Consider the following 18572-nt stretch of genomic DNA (forward strand, 5'->3'; position numbering starts at 1 on the left):
AAGTCTAACCCATTCCGTTCCAACTTGTTACAGATGATAGAATGACGCACCAACACCCGACGTTAAGCTGCCCGGAGGGCCCGCCACCATGGATATTTCCCGTGTTGACCTGAACCTGCTGGTCTACCTGGATGTGTTGCTGCGGGAAAAAACGTGACCAAGGCGGCAAACCATCTGGGTATCACACAGCCTGCCATGAGTAATGGCCTGCGCCGATTGCGTGACCTTTTTGGTGACCCGCTCCTGGTCCGCACCAGCGAAGGCATGACCGCTACCGAACGAGCCAGGGAGCTGCAGCCGATGGTGCGCAGTATCCTGTCGGACATTGAGCAGGCGGTGCAGCAGAAAACCCCGTTCTCAGCCACGGATAGCCAGCGGGTGTTTCGTATCATGGCCAGTGACTACGCTGAATCCTGCCTGATGCCCCGGGTGCTGCGACGAATTCGCCAGGAAGCCCCCAACGTCACACTGGACGTGCTTACCCCAAGCGATGTCAGCTTTCAGGATGTGGAGCAAGGTCGCCTGGATATGGCGATTAACCGGTTTGACAAGATTCCCCAGTCGTTTCACCAGAAAACCCTCTGGACCGAGTTCTTTGCCTGTCTGATGAATGCACGCAACCCCATCCTGCAGGACCCTTTCACCCTGGACAGTTACCTGCAGGCGAGTCACATCTGGGTCAGCAAGACCGGGTTCGGTGTCGGCGTTGGTGTTAATCCGAAGGACGTTCAGCGCCTTGGCTGGGTGGATGAGGCGCTGGGACTGATGGGGCGCAAGCGGCGGATCTCTGTGTTCACGCGGCACTATCAGGTGGCCATGTTGCTGGCGGAGCAGCATGACCTGATCGCTACCTTGCCAAGCCGGGCCGCCTGGCTGCAGCGGGATAACCCTAACCTGGTGATCAAGGCCCCGCCCTTTGATATTCCGCCATTTGAGCTGAAAATGGCCTGGAGTCCGTTGTTGCAGCACAACGCTGACCACCAGTGGTTGAGGCGCTTGATCGCAGAAGTGGCTGAGGAAGTGGACGAGGAGTTTGCCGAGTTTGGCCGTCAGTTCGAGGCGGCGGAGCCGGACGGCCCCCACCGGTCAGAGCGGTAGTTCTCTCAGCTCCAGCGACGGGCGTGCGGTATCCCACATGCGCTGGAAGGTTTCGCCTAGTAGCCTGACGCGGCCGCTGTCGGCGAATCCGGCAAAGCCTTCCGGGCGGTCAAACCGGTGGCGGTAGAGCACCCCTTGGCGGTCCACCAGTACAAACGGTTGTTCCGCCGGCGGATAGTCACCGTTTACCAGTCGCAGGGTGATGCTGCTGGGAAGGCGGCGCATCAGCTCCACCAGCTGGTGGCGGCGTTTGACGAGGGGGCCGTCATCATGGACGAGGAGCCTGATCTCGCTGTTGCGGTGGTATCGGGCAAGCCCGGAAAACAGGTCCCGGAGCCGCTGGCGGTCATACAGGTCGTGGTCCAGCAGGCGGTCATACAGCCATACCCTCTGGCGCGCCTGGCTGACCAGGTTATCCATCAGCTGAGGCAACTGTGCGTCATTTTCAACCAGCCAGCTGGAGTCATCGCTGCCCAGGATCATGGGGGCAGGACCCGGGCTTTGCCTTGAAAGGGCGCTGATCATTTCAACGGGAGCCAGGCAGCGCATGCCGAAGTGGGGGATGCCGGCATCATCATAAGGCCCTTCAAATACATGGAAGCCGCTGCGTTGGTAGAAGGGCACCGCGTGCTCCTGGGCGGACAGGTGAAGGTCCTGCACATGGCCGGCAGCCTCGGCCATGATATGGCGAAGCATGGCCTCACCAATGCCCTTGCCGCGGTGTTCAGGCAGTACCGCCATACGACCGATGTGGGCAGTATCATCCAGGGTGGTAAACATTCGCCCGACGGCTACCGGGGTGTTGTCCGGTAATACCGCCAGGAAATGGTCGGCGATTTCGTCTGTGTCGTCCCACTCCAGGTCTGGCGGTACCTTCTGCTCGTCAATAAATACCCGTTGGCGGATCTCCCTCAGGCTGCGGGGTGCCAGCTGCCAGCTGTATTTACGGATTCGCATACTCATTCGAAATAGACACTGCCCTGGTTGTACAGAACGGTCATCAGTTCGGCCAGCGCGGGATCTTCGCACTGGCGCCGGAGCTCTGCCATATCGGGCCGGCTGTCGCTGCAAAGCAGGGGGGCCAGGGAGCGGGCATCACCATTGAGGAGGTAGCGCTCGCCGTCAACGAAAAAGGCGGTCTGTTCCCCCAGCTCGGTGTAGGCAAAGCGGGAACCTTCGTTCCAGCGCAGCGAACCACCATCGGACAGGGCCTCCAGCAGGTCTTCCGTGGATGCAGGGGGTTCGGCAGGAACCACGATATCGCTGTTCTTGGGGCTTGTGCTGAACTGTCCGAACCAGAGTGCCAGCTGACGTGGGTCAGCCAGTCTTTCCCGCAGGATGCTTTCCAGTTGTTGCAGTACCTCTTTGCCGATGGCGCCTGGATTGGTGGGCAATTTCAGGTCCGGGTCCCGGAGATGGGCAGATACATCCGTCTCGGAACACAGGAAATCGGTGAAACTGGTGAGCACGTCGTCCACGGTAGGGGCGCGGAAGCCGACTGACAGGGTGATGCAATGGTCCTCGGCAACGCCGTGGTGGCCAATGGCCGGCGGCAGGTAAAGCATATCGCCGGGCTCGAGCAGCACTTCTTCCTCGGGCTCCCAGTCGTCCAGGATTCGCAGTGGTGTGCCGTCCACACGGGGCGACTGTTCGCTGCACTGGCCGCCGAATTTCCAGCGCCGGTGCCCCTGTGCCTGTAACAGGAATACGTCATACTGGTCAAAATGGGGGCCGACACTGCCGCCGGGTGGTGCGTAGCTGGCCATGATGTCGTCCAGTTGCCAGTTTGGCACGAACCGGAAGTGGTCTAGCAGGTCAGCCACTTCGGGTACCCAGTGATCGAGTCCCTGTACCAGAAGCGTCCAGTTGCCGGCGGGTGGCGCGGTGAACCGGTCGGTACTGAATGGCCCGTTGTGCAGCTGCCAGGGATGGCCGTTTTCCTCCTCCACGACGATGCGGGATTCTACGGCTTCTTCGCAGGCCAGCCCCGCCAGTTCATCGGCAGTGATCGGGCTCTGAAAGCCGGGGAAGGCCTGGCGAATGACCAGCGGCTTCTTCTGCCAGTATTCCCTCAGGAATGTTTCAGCGGACAGTCCGCCGGGTAGCTGCCTGGGTACGGTCATGATCCGATCTTGCTCGCCTGTTGTGCCGCGTTACCGGTATAGGCGGCAGGCGACAAGGCCATCAGTTCGTCTTTAGCCGCCTGGGGGATGTCCAGGTTCTGCACGAAGTCACGGATAAGCTCCGGGCTCATGTCCTTGCCACGGGTGAGTTCCTTGAGCTTCTCGTAGGGCTTTTCGATGTTATACCGGCGCATAACCGTCTGGATGGGTTCTGCCAGTACTTCCCAGGCATTGTCCAGGTCAGCAGCCAGCCTTGCCGGGTTCACTTCCAGCTTGCCAAGGCCCTTCAGGGTGGCCTCGTAGGCGATCAGGCTGTGCGCAAAGCCGACGCCCAGGTTGCGCAGTACGGTGGAGTCCGTCAGGTCACGCTGCCAGCGAGAGATGGGCAGTTTGCGGCCCAGGTGCTCCATGATGGCGTTGGCAATGCCCAGGTTGCCCTCGGAGTTCTCGAAATCAATGGGGTTGACCTTGTGGGGCATGGTGGACGACCCGATCTCGCCGGCTACGGTCTTCTGTTTGAAGTACCCGAGGGAAATGTAACCCCAGAGATCCCGGTCCAGGTCGATCAGGATAGTATTGAAGCGGGCGATGGCATCGAACAGCTCGGCAATATAGTCGTGGGGCTCGATCTGGGTGGTGTAGGGGTTCCAGCTCAGCCCCAGGCCTTCCACAAAGTCCTTGGCGTTGGCAGCCCAGTCCACGGACGGGTAGGCCGAGAGGTGGGCGTTGTAGTTGCCAACGGCGCCATTGATCTTGCCCAGCAATTCCACGTTACGGACCTGGTCCAGCTGTCGGTTCAGGCGGTGGACGACGTTGGCCAGCTCCTTGCCAACAGTGGTGGGGGAAGCTGTCTGGCCATGGGTGCGGGACAGCATGGGCTGTTCAGCATGCTCCCGGGCCAGTTCGGTGAGGCGCTCAACGATGCGGTCCATTGCCGGCAACAGGCCGTCATCCAGTCCTTCCCGCAGCATAAGTGCGTGCGACAGGTTGTTGATGTCTTCCGAGGTGCAGGCAAAATGGACAAATTCGGTGATGGCCTGCAGCTCGTCGTTGGGCGCAATCTTGTCCTTGATGAAATACTCCACCGCCTTGACGTCATGGTTGGTGGTACGTTCGATGGACTTGATCGCTTCGGCATCTGCCAGGTTGAAGTTTTCCACCAGTTGATCGAGGGCGTCCCTGGCGCCGGCGCTCAGTGCAGGTACCTCGGTGATGCCGGGGTGAGCGGCCATCTGTTGCAGCCAGCGCACTTCAACCTTGACGCGATTGCGGATCAGCCCGTACTCGCTGAAGATTTCCCGGAATACCGTAACTTTGTTGCCATAACGGCCGTCCACCGGAGAAATGGCGGTCAGGCTGGTCAGTTCCATCAGATAAAACCTCTTCAGAATCGGGGCAGGGCCGGGCGGGTGCGGGTTGCCGGCGCCTGTAGCGCCATATTGCAAGTTTGCAGCCGGTGGTCCTGCGGGTGAATGCGATTGCGGCTATGATACACCAGCACGCGCGCCAATTCAGCGCTGCGAAAGTGTCTTTGGGCCGGGGATGGCTAGCGGGGGGAGTAGACCGACTGGTTGGCCTGCTCGGCTAACGCCCGGGCGGTCGCAGCTATCTTGCGCCGCCGGAAAATCAGCTGCCAGCGACGACCGCCGGTCTGGCGCCACAAGACCGCCGAGCGGATGCCGGCGAGCAGCAGGGCGCGAACCTTTGCGGCGTTCTCGTCCCGCTGCAGCACTGTGGGGTTGCCGGTTACCTGGATGCGCTGTCGGAAGGTGCTGATAGTGTCCTGGTAAACAGACGCCAGGTTACTGATCAGGTTACCGTGTACATAGCCAAAATGATTGGCAGTGTGCCGGGCCTGGTTAATCCGCTGGCCAATGGCCGCCAGCATGTCCGGGTTCCGGTTGAGGGTGGACTCCAGCTGGATCAGGTTCAGGCTGTAACGGAGAATATCCATATCCTGCTGGCGGGTCTGGTTGCTGAGGATCTTCGCAAGGGCGTCCAGACCTTCCCGCAGGTTCATCAGTTCGCCGCCGTACACTTCCAGCGTGTTGTCCGGATCTGTGACGAACAGCGATTGCAGGCAGGTCTCCAGTGTCGATTCGGCACAGTTTCCCTGATGGGCCACCTGGCTGACCAGGGTCGCCGCCTGGAATACGCCAGCCAGGGCAATGGTCTGGTCAGTAATACTCTTGCTCAAGACGCTTGTGCCTCCATACCTGCCGGTACGGTGGGCTCTTGCTCACCGTCGCGCCAGGTGGTTTCGATTACGGCGCCGCCCAGACAGGTGTCGTCGCGATAGAAAACGACGGACTGGCCGGGGGTGACGGCGCGCTGGGCGTCTTCGAACAGGACCCGTGTGCCTTGATCCGTCACCGTCACTTCGCAATTCTGGTCCGGCTGACGGTAGCGGGTCTTTGCCTTGCAGCGGAACTGCTGTGCCGGAGGCTCTCCGGCCACCCAGTCCACCGGTCCGCTGAGAAGGCCCCGGGAGAACAGTAGCGGGTGGTGCTTGCCCTGGACAGCGACCAGCACGTTCCGGGTGAGGTCCTTCTCCGCTACATACCAGGGCTCGTCCCCGAAGTCCGGCAGGCCGCCAATACCCAGGCCCTGGCGCTGGCCAATGGTGTGATACATCAGCCCCTGATGCCGGCCAATGACCTGGCCGTCCGGTGTCTGGATCTCACCGGGCTGGGCGGGCAGGTACTGCTTGAGAAAGTCACTGAACTTGCGCTCGCCGATAAAGCATATGCCGGTGGAGTCTTTCTTGTCGTGGGTAACAAAGCCCTGCTCTTCGGCAATACGACGGACTTCCGGCTTCTCCAGCTCCCCAACCGGGAACAGGGTGCGGGCAATGCGCTCGCCGGACACCGCATGGAGGAAGTAGCTCTGGTCCTTGTTGGCATCCAGTCCCTTGAGCAGCAAAGCGCGGCCGGGGTGATCGGGGTCCGGGCGCTGGCGTGCATAGTGACCGGTAGCGATGAAGTCGGCACCGAGGGTGACCGCATAATCGAGGAATGCCCGGAATTTGACCTCTTTGTTACAGAGAATATCCGGGTTTGGTGTCCGGCCGGCGCTGTATTCGGACAGGAAGTGTTCGAAAACACGGTCCCAGTATTCAGCGGCAAAGCTCGCTGTGTGCAGCGGAATGCCGATGGCATCAGCTACAGCCTGGGCGTCGGCCAGATCCGTCATGGCGGTGCAGTACTCGGTTCCGTCGTCTTCGTCCCAGTTCTTCATGAACAGGCCTTCCACCTGATAGCCCTGGGCCTTGAGCAGCCAGGCGGCCACGGACGAATCCACACCACCGGACATGCCGACGATGACACGGGTAACTTCAGGTTTTCTGGGTGACGTCTGGCTCATGGAGAATACGTACGGCTGCCGGTGAATGTCAGGGTGGCGATTGTAACACTGTTTGTAATCAGGGGGCGCCCGGCTCGACGATCACGTCCAGTGGAAAGCGTCGACCTTTTCGGTAATCCAGTATGCAGTCAAGGACCATGGGACTGCGAAGCCGGTCACCCAATCCACGGATTTCCTCCAGTGTCAGCCAGTGGGCGGCAATGATGCCGTCATCGAGCCGTTCGCTTACGTGTTGTATGGCGTTGGCGACGAAACAGAAACGGAAATAGGTGCGGCCATTGGCAGGAGCAATATAACGGTACATGCCAAGGAAGGCCTGGGGCTCAACCTGCCAACCGGTTTCCTCGAGCGCCTCCCGGCGTGCTGCTTCGAGGACGGTCTCACCTTCCTCGATATGCCCCGCGGGCTGGTTGAAGACAATCCTGCCGTCACTGTGCTCTTCCACGAGCAGGTACCGGTTATCCTGGTCTTCCACGATCACAGCAACCGTGGCATGGGGTTTCCACGTCATAAAGGGACCTCAGTGGGGTTTGCGGTGGTGTTGCCGGGGAGGCTTACGGTGGCGCTGACCGGGGCCCCGGGGCGTCTTCTGGCAGTTGCGCTGGGCAGGTGAACGGTCTGCGTCCGGTACGTTCCCGGCGCCAGCCCTTCCAGTGTCCAGTCTCCAATACGCCAACGCACCAGCCGCAGGGTCGGAAAACCGGTCGCAGCCGTCATACGGCGCACCTGGCGGTTGCGGCCTTCAGTGAGGGTTAGTTCCAGCCAGGAGGTCGGTATATTGGCCCTCTCCCGCACAGGCGGTATCCGGGGCCAAAGTTCGGGCGCATCAACGCGCCGGGCCTCGGCGGGGCGCGTGGGGCCGTCTTTCAGTTCAAGGCCCAGGCGCAGCCGGTTCAGGGCATCGTCACTGATCCGGCCCTCCACCTGGACCAGGTAGGTCTTGGCCATCTTCTGGCGGGGGGAGGCAATCCGGTGCTGCAACGAACCATCGTCAGTCAACAGAACCAGCCCTTCAGAATCGTAGTCAAGTCGGCCAGCGGGGTAAACTCCGGGCACGTCAACGTAATCCGCGAGGGTTTTTCTGCCCTGCCCGTCACTGAACTGACAGAGGGTGTGGAAGGGTTTATTCAGCAGGATCAGGGTAGCCATCCCGACATGTTAACAGACTTGCCAACACCCAGGGATGGCCCTGATTCCGGTCGTTGATTAATGCGTCAGCCGTTGACCATACGCACGACATTGCTACGCGGATGGTCCTGGTCAGCGTGTCCGGCTGCCTGGCTATCCTCGCGTCCCCCGGTGGCAGCCTGCTGCTCCGGGACGATGTTTACGGCATGGACGCCCTTGTCACTGGGCTTCTTGTCAAAGGTTACCGGCTGTCCGGCTTTCAGGGTTTTGTACCCATCCATTTGTACCGAGGAGAAATGTGCAAACAGGTCGTCACTGCAGCCCTCTTCGATAATGAAGCCATAACCCTTGGCGTTATTGAACCATTTTACCTTGCCCCTAGGCATGATGAACTCCCTTGTCCGGTCATTATCTGTCGTAATCAACGGCGCCTTGAAGCCCCTTGTTTACGGCGTTTTACACAATTTTACATTGCAGGATTTACTTTTGATCAATCGCCGGCGGTAGTCAATAGCAAACTTGCGGGAATCCCTGATTGTGCACATTACGTCATTGTTATGGCGGAGGCGGTCTTCAGTAAAAGTAACAGATTCAGGAACTTGCTGTCCTGGGGGTTATAGTTGACGATTTCTTAAAAACAGTTGATCTAACCCCTCGTCGCACCCATATAGGATAGGGAGCATACACCTGGCAAGAAGACGACCGGGTTATCGTTCGACAGCTGCGGGAGGAATGCAGGGGGCAGCCCGGATAACCATGCCCGATTCGGGTTTGGCTGTTTTGGCAAGGGGCGAAAAGGTATCATGCCAGACTGAACCCGCTGGCCTTTTTGTGGTCGAAGGTATGGTTGTCGATGAATCGTGATTGATGCCCCTGGCGCAAGGCAGGCTCCCTGTCAGCTGACCATACCGTAGAGGCCGTTGTAACGGCCGCCGAGCTTGAAAACCCGCCTGCGGACATCCATCTTATGTCACAGAAACCGACATCCGGTAAGAGAATCATGCGGACACTGAGAAATTCTCTACTAGTATTGAATCAGGGGGACCATGACGGTCAGGATGAACCCGGTCGCGAAGACAGCATCAGTGTAGCGCCCGAGAAACCAGCCCTGAAACGCCCGGCCCGGTATCGGGTGGTACTCCTGAACGATGATTACACACCCATGGATTTTGTCGTGGATGTGCTGATGAAGTTCTTCGGAATGAACGAAGAGAAGGCGACGCAGGTGATGCTGCTCGTCCATACGCAGGGAAAGGCCGTATGTGGGGTATATACCCGAGACATCGCGGAAACGAAGGCAGCACAGGTGAACCAGTACTCCTCGGAGTGCGAGCACCCGCTGCTATGCGAGATTGAACGTGCGGACTGACGACCTAGGTGGGGTGGCCCATGCTGAGCAAAGATCTTGAAATTACGCTGAATGCCGCTTTCCGGAATGCCCGCGACAAGCGTCATGAGTTCATGACGGTTGAGCATCTGCTGCTGGCATTACTGGACAACGATTCAGCTGTGGGCGTCCTTAAAGCCTGCGGGGCCGACCTGCAGCGTCTGCAGGATGAGCTTACCGAATTTGTCGATTCCACAACCCCGCTGATTCCCGGCGGCGACAGCGAACGGGAAACACAGCCGACCCTTGGCTTCCAGCGGGTCCTGCAGCGGGCTGTGTTCCATGTACAGTCTTCCGGCAAGAAGGAAGTAACCGGAGCCAACGTACTGGTAGCCATTTTCAGTGAGCAGGAAAGCCAGGCGGTCTACCTGCTCAAGAAGCAGAACATTGCGCGCATTGATGTGGTGAACTTCGTTTCCCACGGCATCTCCCGGGTTCAGGGCGCCGAAGACCAGGAGGCACCGGATGCGTCAGCCCAGGAGGAGGCCGCTGAAGAGGGCTCTTCCAACCGTCCGCTTGAGGCCTACGCCACCAACCTGAACGAACAGGCCCGTCAGGGCCGGATCGACCCGCTTATTGGCCGTGAACACGAGGTCGAGCGGGTCGTACAGATCCTGGTCCGCCGTCGCAAGAACAACCCGCTGCTGGTGGGAGAGGCTGGCGTTGGCAAGACCGCCATTGCTGAAGGCCTGGCCAGGCGGATCGTGGATGGCCAGGTGCCCGAGATCATTTCCGACGCGGTGGTTTACTCCCTGGACCTGGGTGCGCTGCTGGCGGGCACCAAGTATCGCGGTGATTTCGAAAAGCGGCTCAAGGGGCTGCTTGCGGAGCTCAAGAAAGAAAAGCGGGCGATCCTGTTTATCGACGAGATCCATACCATTATTGGTGCTGGCTCTGCGTCCGGCGGAGTGATGGACGCGTCGAACCTGCTCAAGCCCATGCTCAGCTCCGGTGAGATCCGCTGTATCGGGTCCACCACCTTCTCCGAGTTCCGGGGCATTTTCGAGAAAGACAGCGCGCTGGCACGGCGCTTCCAGAAGATCGATGTCAATGAGCCCAGTGTCGAGGACACCTACCAGATCCTCAAGGGTCTCAAGCCACATTTCGAGAAGCACCACGACCTCAAATACACTGACAAGGCATTGCGGGTTGCTGCGGAGCTCGCCGACCGGTATATCTCCGACCGCCACCTGCCGGACAAGGCCATCGACGTGATTGATGAGGCTGGTGCGCGTCAACGGCTGTTGCCGGAAGCCAAGCGTCGCAAGGTGATCGGTGTATCCGCCATTGAGGACGTGGTGGCGACGATTGCCCGCATCCCGCCGAAGAGTGTGTCCAGCAGTGACAAGGATCTGCTGCGCAACATGGAGCGGGACCTGAAGATGACCGTGTTCGGCCAGGACGCTGCCATCGAGTCGCTGTCCAACGCCATCAAGCTGGCCAGGGCAGGGCTGAAGGCCCCGGAGAAACCGGAGGGTGCGTTCCTGTTTGCCGGACCTACCGGTGTGGGCAAGACTGAAGTGACCCGTCAGCTGGCCAAGGTGCTGGGTATTGAACTGGTACGCTTCGATATGTCCGAGTATATGGAACGGCATACCGTATCACGGCTGATCGGTGCGCCTCCGGGCTACGTCGGTTTCGATCAGGGCGGCCTGCTCACTGAGGCGGTGAACAAGCACCCCCATTGCGTGCTGCTTCTGGACGAGATCGAAAAGGCTCATCCTGAGGTGTTCAACCTGCTGTTGCAGGTGATGGACCACGGTACGTTGACAGACAACAACGGCCGTAAGGCGGACTTCCGCCATGTCATCCTGGTGATGACCACCAACGCCGGCGCCGAGGATATCAGCCGCCGTTCGATCGGTTTCCAGGAGCAGGATCACAGCACTGATGGCATGGAGGTGATCAACAAGATGTTCACGCCAGAGTTCCGCAATCGCCTGGATTCCATCATTCAGTTTGGTGGCCTGGCGCCGGAGACCATCACCCACGTGGTGGACAAGTTCCTCACCGAACTCCAGGCCCAGCTGGACGAGAAGCACGTGGTACTCCATGTGGACGACGAAGCCAAGCTCTGGCTGGCACAGAAAGGCTACGATCCCACCATGGGGCACGTCCCATGGGACGGCTGATCCAGGACAAGATCAAGCGTCCGCTCGCAGAGCAGATCCTGTTTGGTGCACTGTCTGAAAATGGAGGTGAAGTGAATGTCCACCTCAAGGATGGTGAGCTGGTGTTCGAGTACGAGAACGAGCCGGCGGAAGCCGTGTAGCGGGCAGGCCAGTCCAGGAAGGTAACGTTTATTGTGGCAATAATGAAGAAAGCCCCGCCTCGGCGGGGCTTTCTTTCTGCGCAGATGTCAGGCTGCTGACTGCAGGCCCGGCCTGGCGGCAATCAACGGGCGCGGTAAACGATGCGGCCCTTGCTCAGGTCGTAAGGAGTCAGCTCGACCTTCACCTTGTCGCCAGTGAGAATGCGGATATAGTTCTTGCGCATCTTGCCGGAGATGTGGGCCGTAACAACGTGGCCGTTGCTCAGCTCGACACGGAACATGGTATTTGGAAGGGTGTCTACAATAACGCCTTCCATTTCAATGACATCTGATTTCGCCATTCAGTAAGAACCTCGCTTGATTGGGTTTCCCTGATTCCGGAATGGCGCAATTCTGCCTCATTTGAGCGCCATTGGCAAAATGCGCCTTTTTTGATGAAAAGCAAGGGCCGTAATGCCGGTCGGCGGGCCGGCTTACTCCGATCGGCTGTCCGGAGTATACTCCTGCCAGGTCCCGTCCAGCAGAGCCTCGATGGGCCGGAAACGGGTCTTGTAGTTCATCTTGCGACTTTCGGAAATCCAGTACCCCAGATAGACCCAGGGCAACCCCCGGTTTCGGGCTTCCTGGACCTGCCAGAGAACCGCCAGGGTCCCCAGGCTGCGGTCGTCATGTTCCGGGTGGAACATGGTGTAAATTGCCGACAGCCCGTCTTCCAGCAGGTCCACAACCGCGAGACCGATCAGTTCATCACCCAGGGCCATCTCCAGAAACCAGCTATCGGTGGCCCCTTCTACCAGGAACGACTGGAACTGATCCCGGGAAGGTGGGTACATATCGCCGTCTGCGTGTCGCTCATTGATATAGCGGGCGTAGAGCTGGTAGTAACGTTCGGAGAATTGAGCCGGAACCAGGCGAAAGCTGACGTCCCTGTTGCGCTTCCAGACGCGTCGCTGAGAACGGTCCGGCCGGAAGGCGCGGGCATCCAGCCGTACCGGAACGCAGGCATTGCAGTGCTCGCAGTGGGGACGGTAATAGTGGGATCCGCTACGACGGAACCCGAGGGCGGTTAACTGGGAGTACAGGCGTTTGTCCACCTTGGCTCGCGGATCTACGAACATGGTGGTCGCCTCCCGGCCAGGCAGGTAACTGCAGCTGTGGGCCGGTGTAGCAAAGAATACCAGCGTTCTGAGGCTGCTCATGGGCGTGTCTCCGGATGTCTGCCCCGACCGGTCCAGTCCAGGTGCCACGGTTCCCGAAGCGGGGGCCGGTCGATGTTACTTTCCAGTATAGATAAGAAAGTTGCACGCGGGATAGTCCGTGCGCCCATGCTGAGCAGGTGAGGGCTTTCGACCTGGCAGTCCATCAGTTGATAGCCGCTGTCTCGAAGCTGGCCACACAGGTGCACCAGAATTGTCTTGGAGGCGTTGGTTTCCAGGGAGAACATTGATTCCCCGAAGAAGCAGCATCCCATGGCAAGGCCGTACAGGCCGCCAACCAGCTCTCCCCGGGGGTTCCAGGCTTCAATGGAATGGGCGTAACCCTGACGGTGCAGCTCGATGTACGCCTGTTCCATGTCATCGGTGATCCAGGTTCCTTCTGGACGGGTGGAGCCACACAGGTGAATCACCCGACGAAAGGCCTGGTCGGTCGTAATCCGGAAGTAATCCCGGTTCAGGGTTCGGCGCAGGCTGCGGGAAACATGGATCTCATCCGGGAACAATACGCAGCGGGGATCCGGAGACCACCAGAGAATGGGCTGGTCGTCGCTGAACCAGGGAAAGATTCCGTGGCGGTAGGCGTAGACAAGCCGCTGGGGGGCAAGGTCGCCCCCCAGTGCCAGCAAGCCATCGGGTTCTTCCAGAGCTTCCTCGGCGGGGGGGAACCAGAGGTAGTCCGGATCGAGCCAGGGCAGGGCGCTCATGGTATTCGCCTCCCGTTACTCACCCCGGCGCGGCGGAGTGGTATTGGGTTCTGCAATCAGCCCTGCTGGTCCAGGAACTTTTCGGCGTCAAGCGCCGCCATGCACCCGAAGCCGGCAGAGGTGACCGCCTGGCGGTAGACATGGTCGGCCACGTCGCCCGCGGCGAATACGCCAGGTACGCTGGCCTGGGTAGCCATGCCTTCAAGCCCGCTGCGTATGCGGATGTAGCCACCTTCCATATCCAGCTGACCTTCGAAAAGATCGGTGTTGGGGCGATGGCCAATGGCAATGAAAACGCCGGCCAGGTCCAGTTCACGGGTGCTGTCATCTTCAGTGCTGCGGATGCGCATGCCGGTGACACCGGTGCCGTCCCCGAGCACTTCATCCAGGGTGTGGTTCCAGACAATATTGACGTTGCCGTTCTCTGCTTTCTCAAACAACTTGTCCTGCAGGATTTTCTCGGCACGCAGCTGGTCGCGACGATGCACCAATGTGACCTCGTCCGCAATGTTGGAGAGGTACAGCGCTTCTTCCACGGCGGTATTACCACCGCCGATAACGGCCACCTTCTGCTTCTTGTAGAAGAAGCCATCGCAGGTGGCACAGGCGGATACGCCCTGACCCTTGAACTTCTCTTCCGACTCCAGCCCCAGATACATGGCCGAGGCACCGGTGGCAATAATCAGTGCATCACAGGTGTATTCGCCGCTGTCGCCCTTGAGACGGAACGGCCGGTTACGCAGGTCTGCCTCGTTGATGGTGTCGTAGACGATGCTGGTCTCAAAGCGTTCAGCGTGCTTGAGCATCCGCTGCATCAGTTCAGGCCCCTGAACGCCGTCGTTATCGCCTGGCCAGTTATCCACGTCTGTAGTAGTCGTCAGTTGACCGCCTACCTCGATACCTGTGATCAGGGTCGGGTTGAGGTTGGCGCGGGCAGCGTAAACAGCGGCAGTGTAACCGGCGGGGCCGGAACCGAGGATGATCAGTCGGGAATGTTTGCTGTCGGTCATTGCTCGTCTCTTGAGGTTCGGGGCAACGTTTGTCGGGTTGCCGGATTACCATTCATTATGAGTATCGGGGCGTCCGGCTGTCTATCAAGGGCAACCCTGAATAACCACTGAATGACTCAGGGCTGCCTGGGGCAGCGGCGCAGACTCCTGTGGAGCGTGAGGATACCAAGCTGATCGCGAAACGCGAATTTGATTGGCGTAATTCCGGTAATTGAGTGGCGCTATACAGGGTTGGAGTCAGCCTCGGCCGATCACAGGAACCTGTTCCAGGAGTTGCCGCACTCGCTGCTCCCCCTTGCCACTGTCGCCCTGTTCCAGACGGTGTGCCGCAATTGCAGGGAAAACAGCCTGGACGTCATCGGGCAATACATGGTGACGCCCCTGCATGAGAGCCCAGGCCCGGGACGCTCGTACCAACCCGAGACCAGCCCTCGGGGAGAGGCCATAAACCAGGCCAGGCATGCGCCGGCTGGTCTCCAACAGGCCCTGGATATAGTCGAGCAGGGCCGGGCTCACACTCACCCGGGAAACACCCTGCTGAAGGGTTTCCAGGTCGCCGGTTGTGAACATGGTGCGCAGTTGCTCTGTCATCTGGCGCCGATCCTCACCTTCCAGCAGTTCGCGCTCCGCCTTGGGGTCCGGATAGCCAAGCCGAAGGCGCATCAGGAACCGGTCCAGCTGGGATTCAGGCAATGGATACGTACCGCCCTGCTCAACCGGGTTCTGGGTGGCAATTACGAAGAATGGCCATGGCAGGGGACGGGTTTCGCCCTCGATCGAGACCTGGCGCTCCTCCATGGCCTCCAGCAGGGCGCTCTGGGTTCGGGGCGAGGCACGGTTCACTTCGTCGGCCAGTACCAGCTGGGCAAAAATCGGACCCTGGTGAAATACCAGTGAACCGGCTTCCCGGTCGTACATAGAGAATCCGAGTACATCCGCCGGCAGCAGGTCGTTGGTGAACTGAATTCTCTGATAGCTCAGCCCCATGACCTTGGCCAGGGCGTGGGACAGGGTCGTCTTGCCCATGCCGGGAATGTCTTCAATCAGCAAGTGCCCCCTGGCCAGCAGGCCACACAGGGCTAGTCGGATCTGCTGCTCCTTACCGAGGACAATGTGATTCAGCTCGGTAATTGCGGCATCGATCAGTTTCTTCATGGAGTGCCCTGTATCGTGGGTTCAGTCCCGGACGCGCTTGAGCAGGTCGCCATAAGCGTCAATCCTGCGATCCCTGAAGTACGGCCAGATGCGCCGGATGGACTCACTTCGCTGGCGATCGATTTCAGCGGTGAGAATCTCCTCCTGCCGGTCATCCGCCCGCGCCAGGAACTCCCCCTGGGGGCCGCAGATGAAACTGTTACCCCAGAACCGGATACCGGCACTCTGGCCACTCGGGTCCGGCTCAGTGCCAATGCGGTTGGGGGCGATCACCGGCAGGTTGTTGGCCACGGCGTGGCCACGCTGGACGGTAACCCATGCCTCGAGCTGGCGGGACTGCTCATCGGGATTATCAGTGGTGTCCCAGCCGATGGCAGTGGGATAGATCAGCACTTCGGCACCTGCCAGTGCCATCAAGCGGGCAGCTTCCGGGTACCACTGATCCCAACACACCAGGATACCCAGGCGGCCAACCGAGGTTTCAATGGGCGTGAAACCGCTCAGGCCATCATTGGACGTGGCGTCGCCAGGGGTGAAGTAGAACTTCTCGTAGAAACCGGGGTCGTCCGGGATATGCATCTTGCGATAGATGCCGGCCAGGGTTCCATCCTTTTCCAGTACCACGGCAGTGTTGTGATAAACGCCGTTCATTCGGCGCTCGAATACCGAGCCTACCAGAACGATGCCCAGTTCCCGGGCCAGGGCGGCAAGTCGTTCCGTGGTTGGTCCGGGGATGGGCTCTGCCAGGTCGAACACGGCCGTATCCTCGGTCTGGCAGAAATACAGTGTGGCGTGTAACTCCTGCAGGACGACCAGCTGGGCACCGCCTGATGCGGCCTCGCGGACCAGGCGTTCGGTGGTGGCCAGGCTGGATTCCTTGTTGCTGTCGCAGGCCTGCTGGACAGCAGCGACGCGGAGATTGTTCGGGCTCATAGTTCAACAACTCCCGCAGGCAACTGCATGGTCACACAATGCAGGCTACCGTGCTGTTCAATCAGGGGGCGGCAGGGAATCGGCACAATCTCCCGGTCCGGGAACAACTCCCGGAAGGTGATCAGTGCTGCTTGGTCCTGGGGCACGTCATAGACTGGTACCAGTACCGCCCCATTGATGATCAGGAAGTTGGCGTAGGTGGCCGGCAGTCGCTCGCCTTCATTGTCATTGATGGCGTCCGGCCAGGGCAGGGGGGTGAGGTGGTACGGTGAGCCATCTGCCTGTTGGAACTGTCGAAGCTCCTCCTCCATGGCACTGAGGGCCGGATAATGCTCGTCCTCGGGGTTTTCACAGCGGACAAAGCAGATATGGTCCGGGCTTACGAAGCGAGCCAGCGTGTCGATATGGCTGTCGGTGTCGTCCCCGGCCAGGTAGCCGTGGTTAAGCCAGAGTACGCGCTTTGCGCCCAGGGTTTCATCCAGTAATGCCTCGATACCCGCACGGTCATAATCCGGATTACGTGTCGGTGTCATCAGGCATTCACTGGTGACCATGACCGTTCCCTCGCCGTCGGACTCGATGGAGCCCCCTTCTAGCACGAAATCCACCCTTTCCAGCGGAGTGTCGCCGAAGCAACCTGCCACCGCCAGGTGCTGGTTAAGGGCGTCGTCCTTTTCCCACGGGAACTTGCCACCCCAGGCATTGAAGCGGAAATCCATTAACCGGGTACCGTCCGGTGTGGTTACCGCGAGCGGACCATGGTCCCGTGCCCAGGTATCGTTGGCTGGAGCCGCGACGCAATGGGCGCGACCAGGCAGGTTGTTTTCCCGTGCCCACTGGTTGAGCTCCCGGTCCAGGCGCTCGGCCCGGAAAACCTGCTCGCAGCTGATTAACAGGTTCTGGAACCGGAGCACGGCCCGTGCAATAGCCAGGAATACGGGTTCCACCTCCTCCATGCAACTGAACCAGTCAGTACCGGGGTGAGGCCAGGTCAACATGACGGCACTCTGGGGTGCCCATTCGGCAGGCATCACGCGTGTCGAAGTCAAAATAGCAACCATCCTGTCAGTGGTTCAGGTGAGAAACCCTTGGCGGGTTCGACGCAGACGGGCCGCATTCTACCGGTTTGACATCGCCCGTCACAGCCTGAAGGGGAATGACTCAGCGATTATGCCGGGCGACAGCATGAATAACGTGGTTGTACTCGAAATAGACCACAAAATTGTCGTAGTGCCACTGGGAAATCGGCGGGTCACCCACGGGACCGGAAACACTGACCGGATCACCGAACCTTTGCCGGACGGCTTCACGGGACTGGCCTGTGCTGGGCATGGTCATGGCAGTCCGGTCACCCTGGGACATCACCGGCACCTTGACCTGCTCTGCCTGCGCCGGTTGGGAAAACCCGGTGCTCAGGGCGGAAATGGCCAGGCTCGCAGCGATCGCCGCGGACATCAGTTTGTTCATGGTCAGTTCTCCTGAAACTTCTGTAATTATCGGGCCCATTATTGCGACGTATGACCGCCCTGTCTCTGGCGAATCTGCCATCGCATGACGTGTTTCGCAATCTGTTGGCGGTCCGCCTCGGATATGTCCCTGAAGGTTGTATGTATTTCTTCAAGCTCCCCATTTTTCGCGGCGGGACAGACTTCGACCACCTCAGCCGGGCCCGGGGCCGGTAAAGTTCTGGTGGCAGGGTCAGCCTGAGGGCCAGGGCGTCGCCTGCTGAAAACTCCCCCCGGGGCACAAGAAAACTTACACCGCCTTCACTGAGGGTGACGTCACGCCACTGTTGCGGTTGCAACGGATTTTGCTCAAAGGCCATAATGCGCGCCAGCGTATCAACCTTGCCGTTCAGGGACTTGAGCAGGCCAGCAGCCAGGCGGTCTCGCTCAGCCAGCACCGGAAGCTGATTGCGAAAATCCTGGTCCATGCGTTTCAGTTCTGACCTGAGTCCGTCCAGGTGGTCTTCACTGAAGGGATCGCTGTTTGCCGGACCACCGACCGGTAGCGGGTAGTACTCAAGGCCGATGCGATCGGCGATGCGGAAGAAATCGCGACGGTCGGTTGTGTGTGAGTCGGGGTTCATCCTGGCTCCGCGCTGGTGTCTGTTATCAGGGCATTTCGGGGCTGCGGCGATCCAGGGTAGCCTTGGCTCGCACCGGAACGCTGTTTGCGGCAG

At 59.8% G+C, this 18572-nt stretch carries 18 protein-coding genes and 2 pseudogenes; 4 read left to right on the forward strand and 16 right to left on the reverse strand.

Features of this window, described 5'->3' with window-relative positions:
* The first annotated feature begins 88 nt into the window (after window positions 1-88).
* A pseudogene (locus LJ360_RS08800) lies at window positions 89-1098 on the forward strand (LysR family transcriptional regulator).
* On the opposite strand, the gene LJ360_RS08805 reads toward LJ360_RS08800, so the two are convergent.
* The 8 genes from LJ360_RS08805 to LJ360_RS19885 form a co-directional block, all read right to left on the reverse strand.
* The gene (locus tag LJ360_RS08805) at window positions 1087-2061 is read right to left on the reverse strand and encodes a GNAT family N-acetyltransferase (RefSeq protein ID WP_091853525.1); all 975 of its coding nucleotides are present in this window, start codon (window positions 2059-2061) and stop codon (window positions 1087-1089) included. The pseudogene LJ360_RS08800 and the gene LJ360_RS08805 overlap by 12 nt on opposite strands.
* A complete protein-coding gene (locus LJ360_RS08810; RefSeq protein WP_264995862.1) occupies window positions 2058-3221 on the reverse strand; it encodes a cupin domain-containing protein in 1164 nt (387 codons plus the stop codon). Before LJ360_RS08810 ends, LJ360_RS08805 begins: the two co-directional genes overlap by 4 nt.
* The gene (purB, locus tag LJ360_RS08815) at window positions 3218-4591 is read right to left on the reverse strand and encodes an adenylosuccinate lyase (RefSeq protein WP_264995863.1); all 1374 of its coding nucleotides are present in this window, start codon (window positions 4589-4591) and stop codon (window positions 3218-3220) included. Before purB ends, LJ360_RS08810 begins: the two co-directional genes overlap by 4 nt.
* Window positions 4592-4767: 176 nt before the next feature.
* Window positions 4768-5418: a high frequency lysogenization protein HflD gene (gene hflD / locus LJ360_RS08820; RefSeq protein WP_264995864.1), complete on the reverse strand. Its 651-nt coding sequence runs from the start codon at window positions 5416-5418 to the stop codon at window positions 4768-4770.
* The gene (gene mnmA, locus LJ360_RS08825) at window positions 5415-6584 is read right to left on the reverse strand and encodes a tRNA 2-thiouridine(34) synthase MnmA (protein ID WP_091853533.1); all 1170 of its coding nucleotides are present in this window, start codon (window positions 6582-6584) and stop codon (window positions 5415-5417) included. The genes hflD and mnmA overlap by 4 nt, the downstream gene beginning before the upstream one ends.
* A gap of 58 nt (window positions 6585-6642) precedes the next feature.
* Window positions 6643-7095 (reverse strand): NUDIX hydrolase, encoded by a 453-nt coding sequence (locus LJ360_RS08830; RefSeq protein WP_264995865.1) that lies wholly within the window; start codon window positions 7093-7095, stop codon window positions 6643-6645.
* A complete protein-coding gene (locus tag LJ360_RS08835) occupies window positions 7092-7733 on the reverse strand; it encodes a pseudouridine synthase (protein ID WP_264995866.1) in 642 nt (213 codons plus the stop codon). The genes LJ360_RS08830 and LJ360_RS08835 overlap by 4 nt, the downstream gene beginning before the upstream one ends.
* Window positions 7734-7798: 65 nt before the next feature.
* Window positions 7799-8098: a cold shock domain-containing protein gene (locus tag LJ360_RS19885; RefSeq protein ID WP_320108789.1), complete on the reverse strand. Its 300-nt coding sequence runs from the start codon at window positions 8096-8098 to the stop codon at window positions 7799-7801.
* 614 nt (window positions 8099-8712) lie between these two features.
* On the opposite strand from LJ360_RS19885, the gene clpS reads away from it, so the two are divergent.
* Complete coding sequence (gene clpS, locus LJ360_RS08845; protein WP_091853539.1) at window positions 8713-9081, forward strand: ATP-dependent Clp protease adapter ClpS; 369 nt, start codon at window positions 8713-8715, stop codon at window positions 9079-9081.
* Window positions 9082-9101: 20 nt separating this feature from the next.
* Window positions 9102-11371 (forward strand): annotated as a pseudogene (gene clpA, locus LJ360_RS08850) (ATP-dependent Clp protease ATP-binding subunit ClpA).
* 122 nt (window positions 11372-11493) lie between these two features.
* Here the strand turns inward: clpA and infA are convergent.
* The 8 genes from infA to LJ360_RS08890 form a co-directional block, all read right to left on the reverse strand.
* The gene (gene infA, locus LJ360_RS08855; protein WP_008938619.1) at window positions 11494-11712 is read right to left on the reverse strand and encodes a translation initiation factor IF-1; all 219 of its coding nucleotides are present in this window, start codon (window positions 11710-11712) and stop codon (window positions 11494-11496) included.
* A gap of 132 nt (window positions 11713-11844) precedes the next feature.
* Entirely contained in the window at window positions 11845-12570 is a 726-nt protein-coding gene (locus LJ360_RS08860; protein ID WP_091853543.1) for an arginyltransferase, read from the reverse strand.
* A complete protein-coding gene (aat, locus tag LJ360_RS08865) occupies window positions 12567-13292 on the reverse strand; it encodes a leucyl/phenylalanyl-tRNA--protein transferase (RefSeq protein ID WP_264995867.1) in 726 nt (241 codons plus the stop codon). Before aat ends, LJ360_RS08860 begins: the two co-directional genes overlap by 4 nt.
* A 56-nt stretch (window positions 13293-13348) precedes the next feature.
* Window positions 13349-14302: a thioredoxin-disulfide reductase gene (gene trxB, locus LJ360_RS08870; protein ID WP_091853547.1), complete on the reverse strand. Its 954-nt coding sequence runs from the start codon at window positions 14300-14302 to the stop codon at window positions 13349-13351.
* A 237-nt stretch (window positions 14303-14539) separates the two neighbouring features.
* Window positions 14540-15457, reverse strand: a complete 918-nt coding sequence (locus LJ360_RS08875) for an AAA family ATPase (protein WP_264995868.1) — start codon at window positions 15455-15457, stop codon at window positions 14540-14542.
* Between the two features lie 21 nt (window positions 15458-15478).
* Window positions 15479-16390 carry a carbon-nitrogen hydrolase gene (locus LJ360_RS08880; protein ID WP_264995869.1) on the reverse strand — a complete coding sequence of 304 codons (912 nt, stop codon included), beginning with the start codon at window positions 16388-16390 and terminating at the stop codon, window positions 15479-15481.
* Entirely contained in the window at window positions 16387-17388 is a 1002-nt protein-coding gene (locus LJ360_RS08885; RefSeq protein ID WP_264996013.1) for an agmatine/peptidylarginine deiminase, read from the reverse strand. Before LJ360_RS08885 ends, LJ360_RS08880 begins: the two co-directional genes overlap by 4 nt.
* Before the next feature lie 163 nt (window positions 17389-17551).
* Entirely contained in the window at window positions 17552-17857 is a 306-nt protein-coding gene (locus tag LJ360_RS08890) for a hypothetical protein (protein WP_091853555.1), read from the reverse strand.
* Between the two features lie 343 nt (window positions 17858-18200).
* Here LJ360_RS08890 and LJ360_RS19890 point away from each other — a divergent pair, with 343 nt between their 5' ends.
* The gene (locus LJ360_RS19890; protein WP_320108790.1) at window positions 18201-18338 is read left to right on the forward strand and encodes a hypothetical protein; all 138 of its coding nucleotides are present in this window, start codon (window positions 18201-18203) and stop codon (window positions 18336-18338) included.
* The last annotated feature ends 234 nt before the right edge of the window (window positions 18339-18572 follow it).

The organism is Marinobacter sp. AN1 (assembly GCF_026013985.1).
GTDB lineage: Bacteria > Pseudomonadota > Gammaproteobacteria > Pseudomonadales > Oleiphilaceae > Marinobacter > Marinobacter segnicrescens.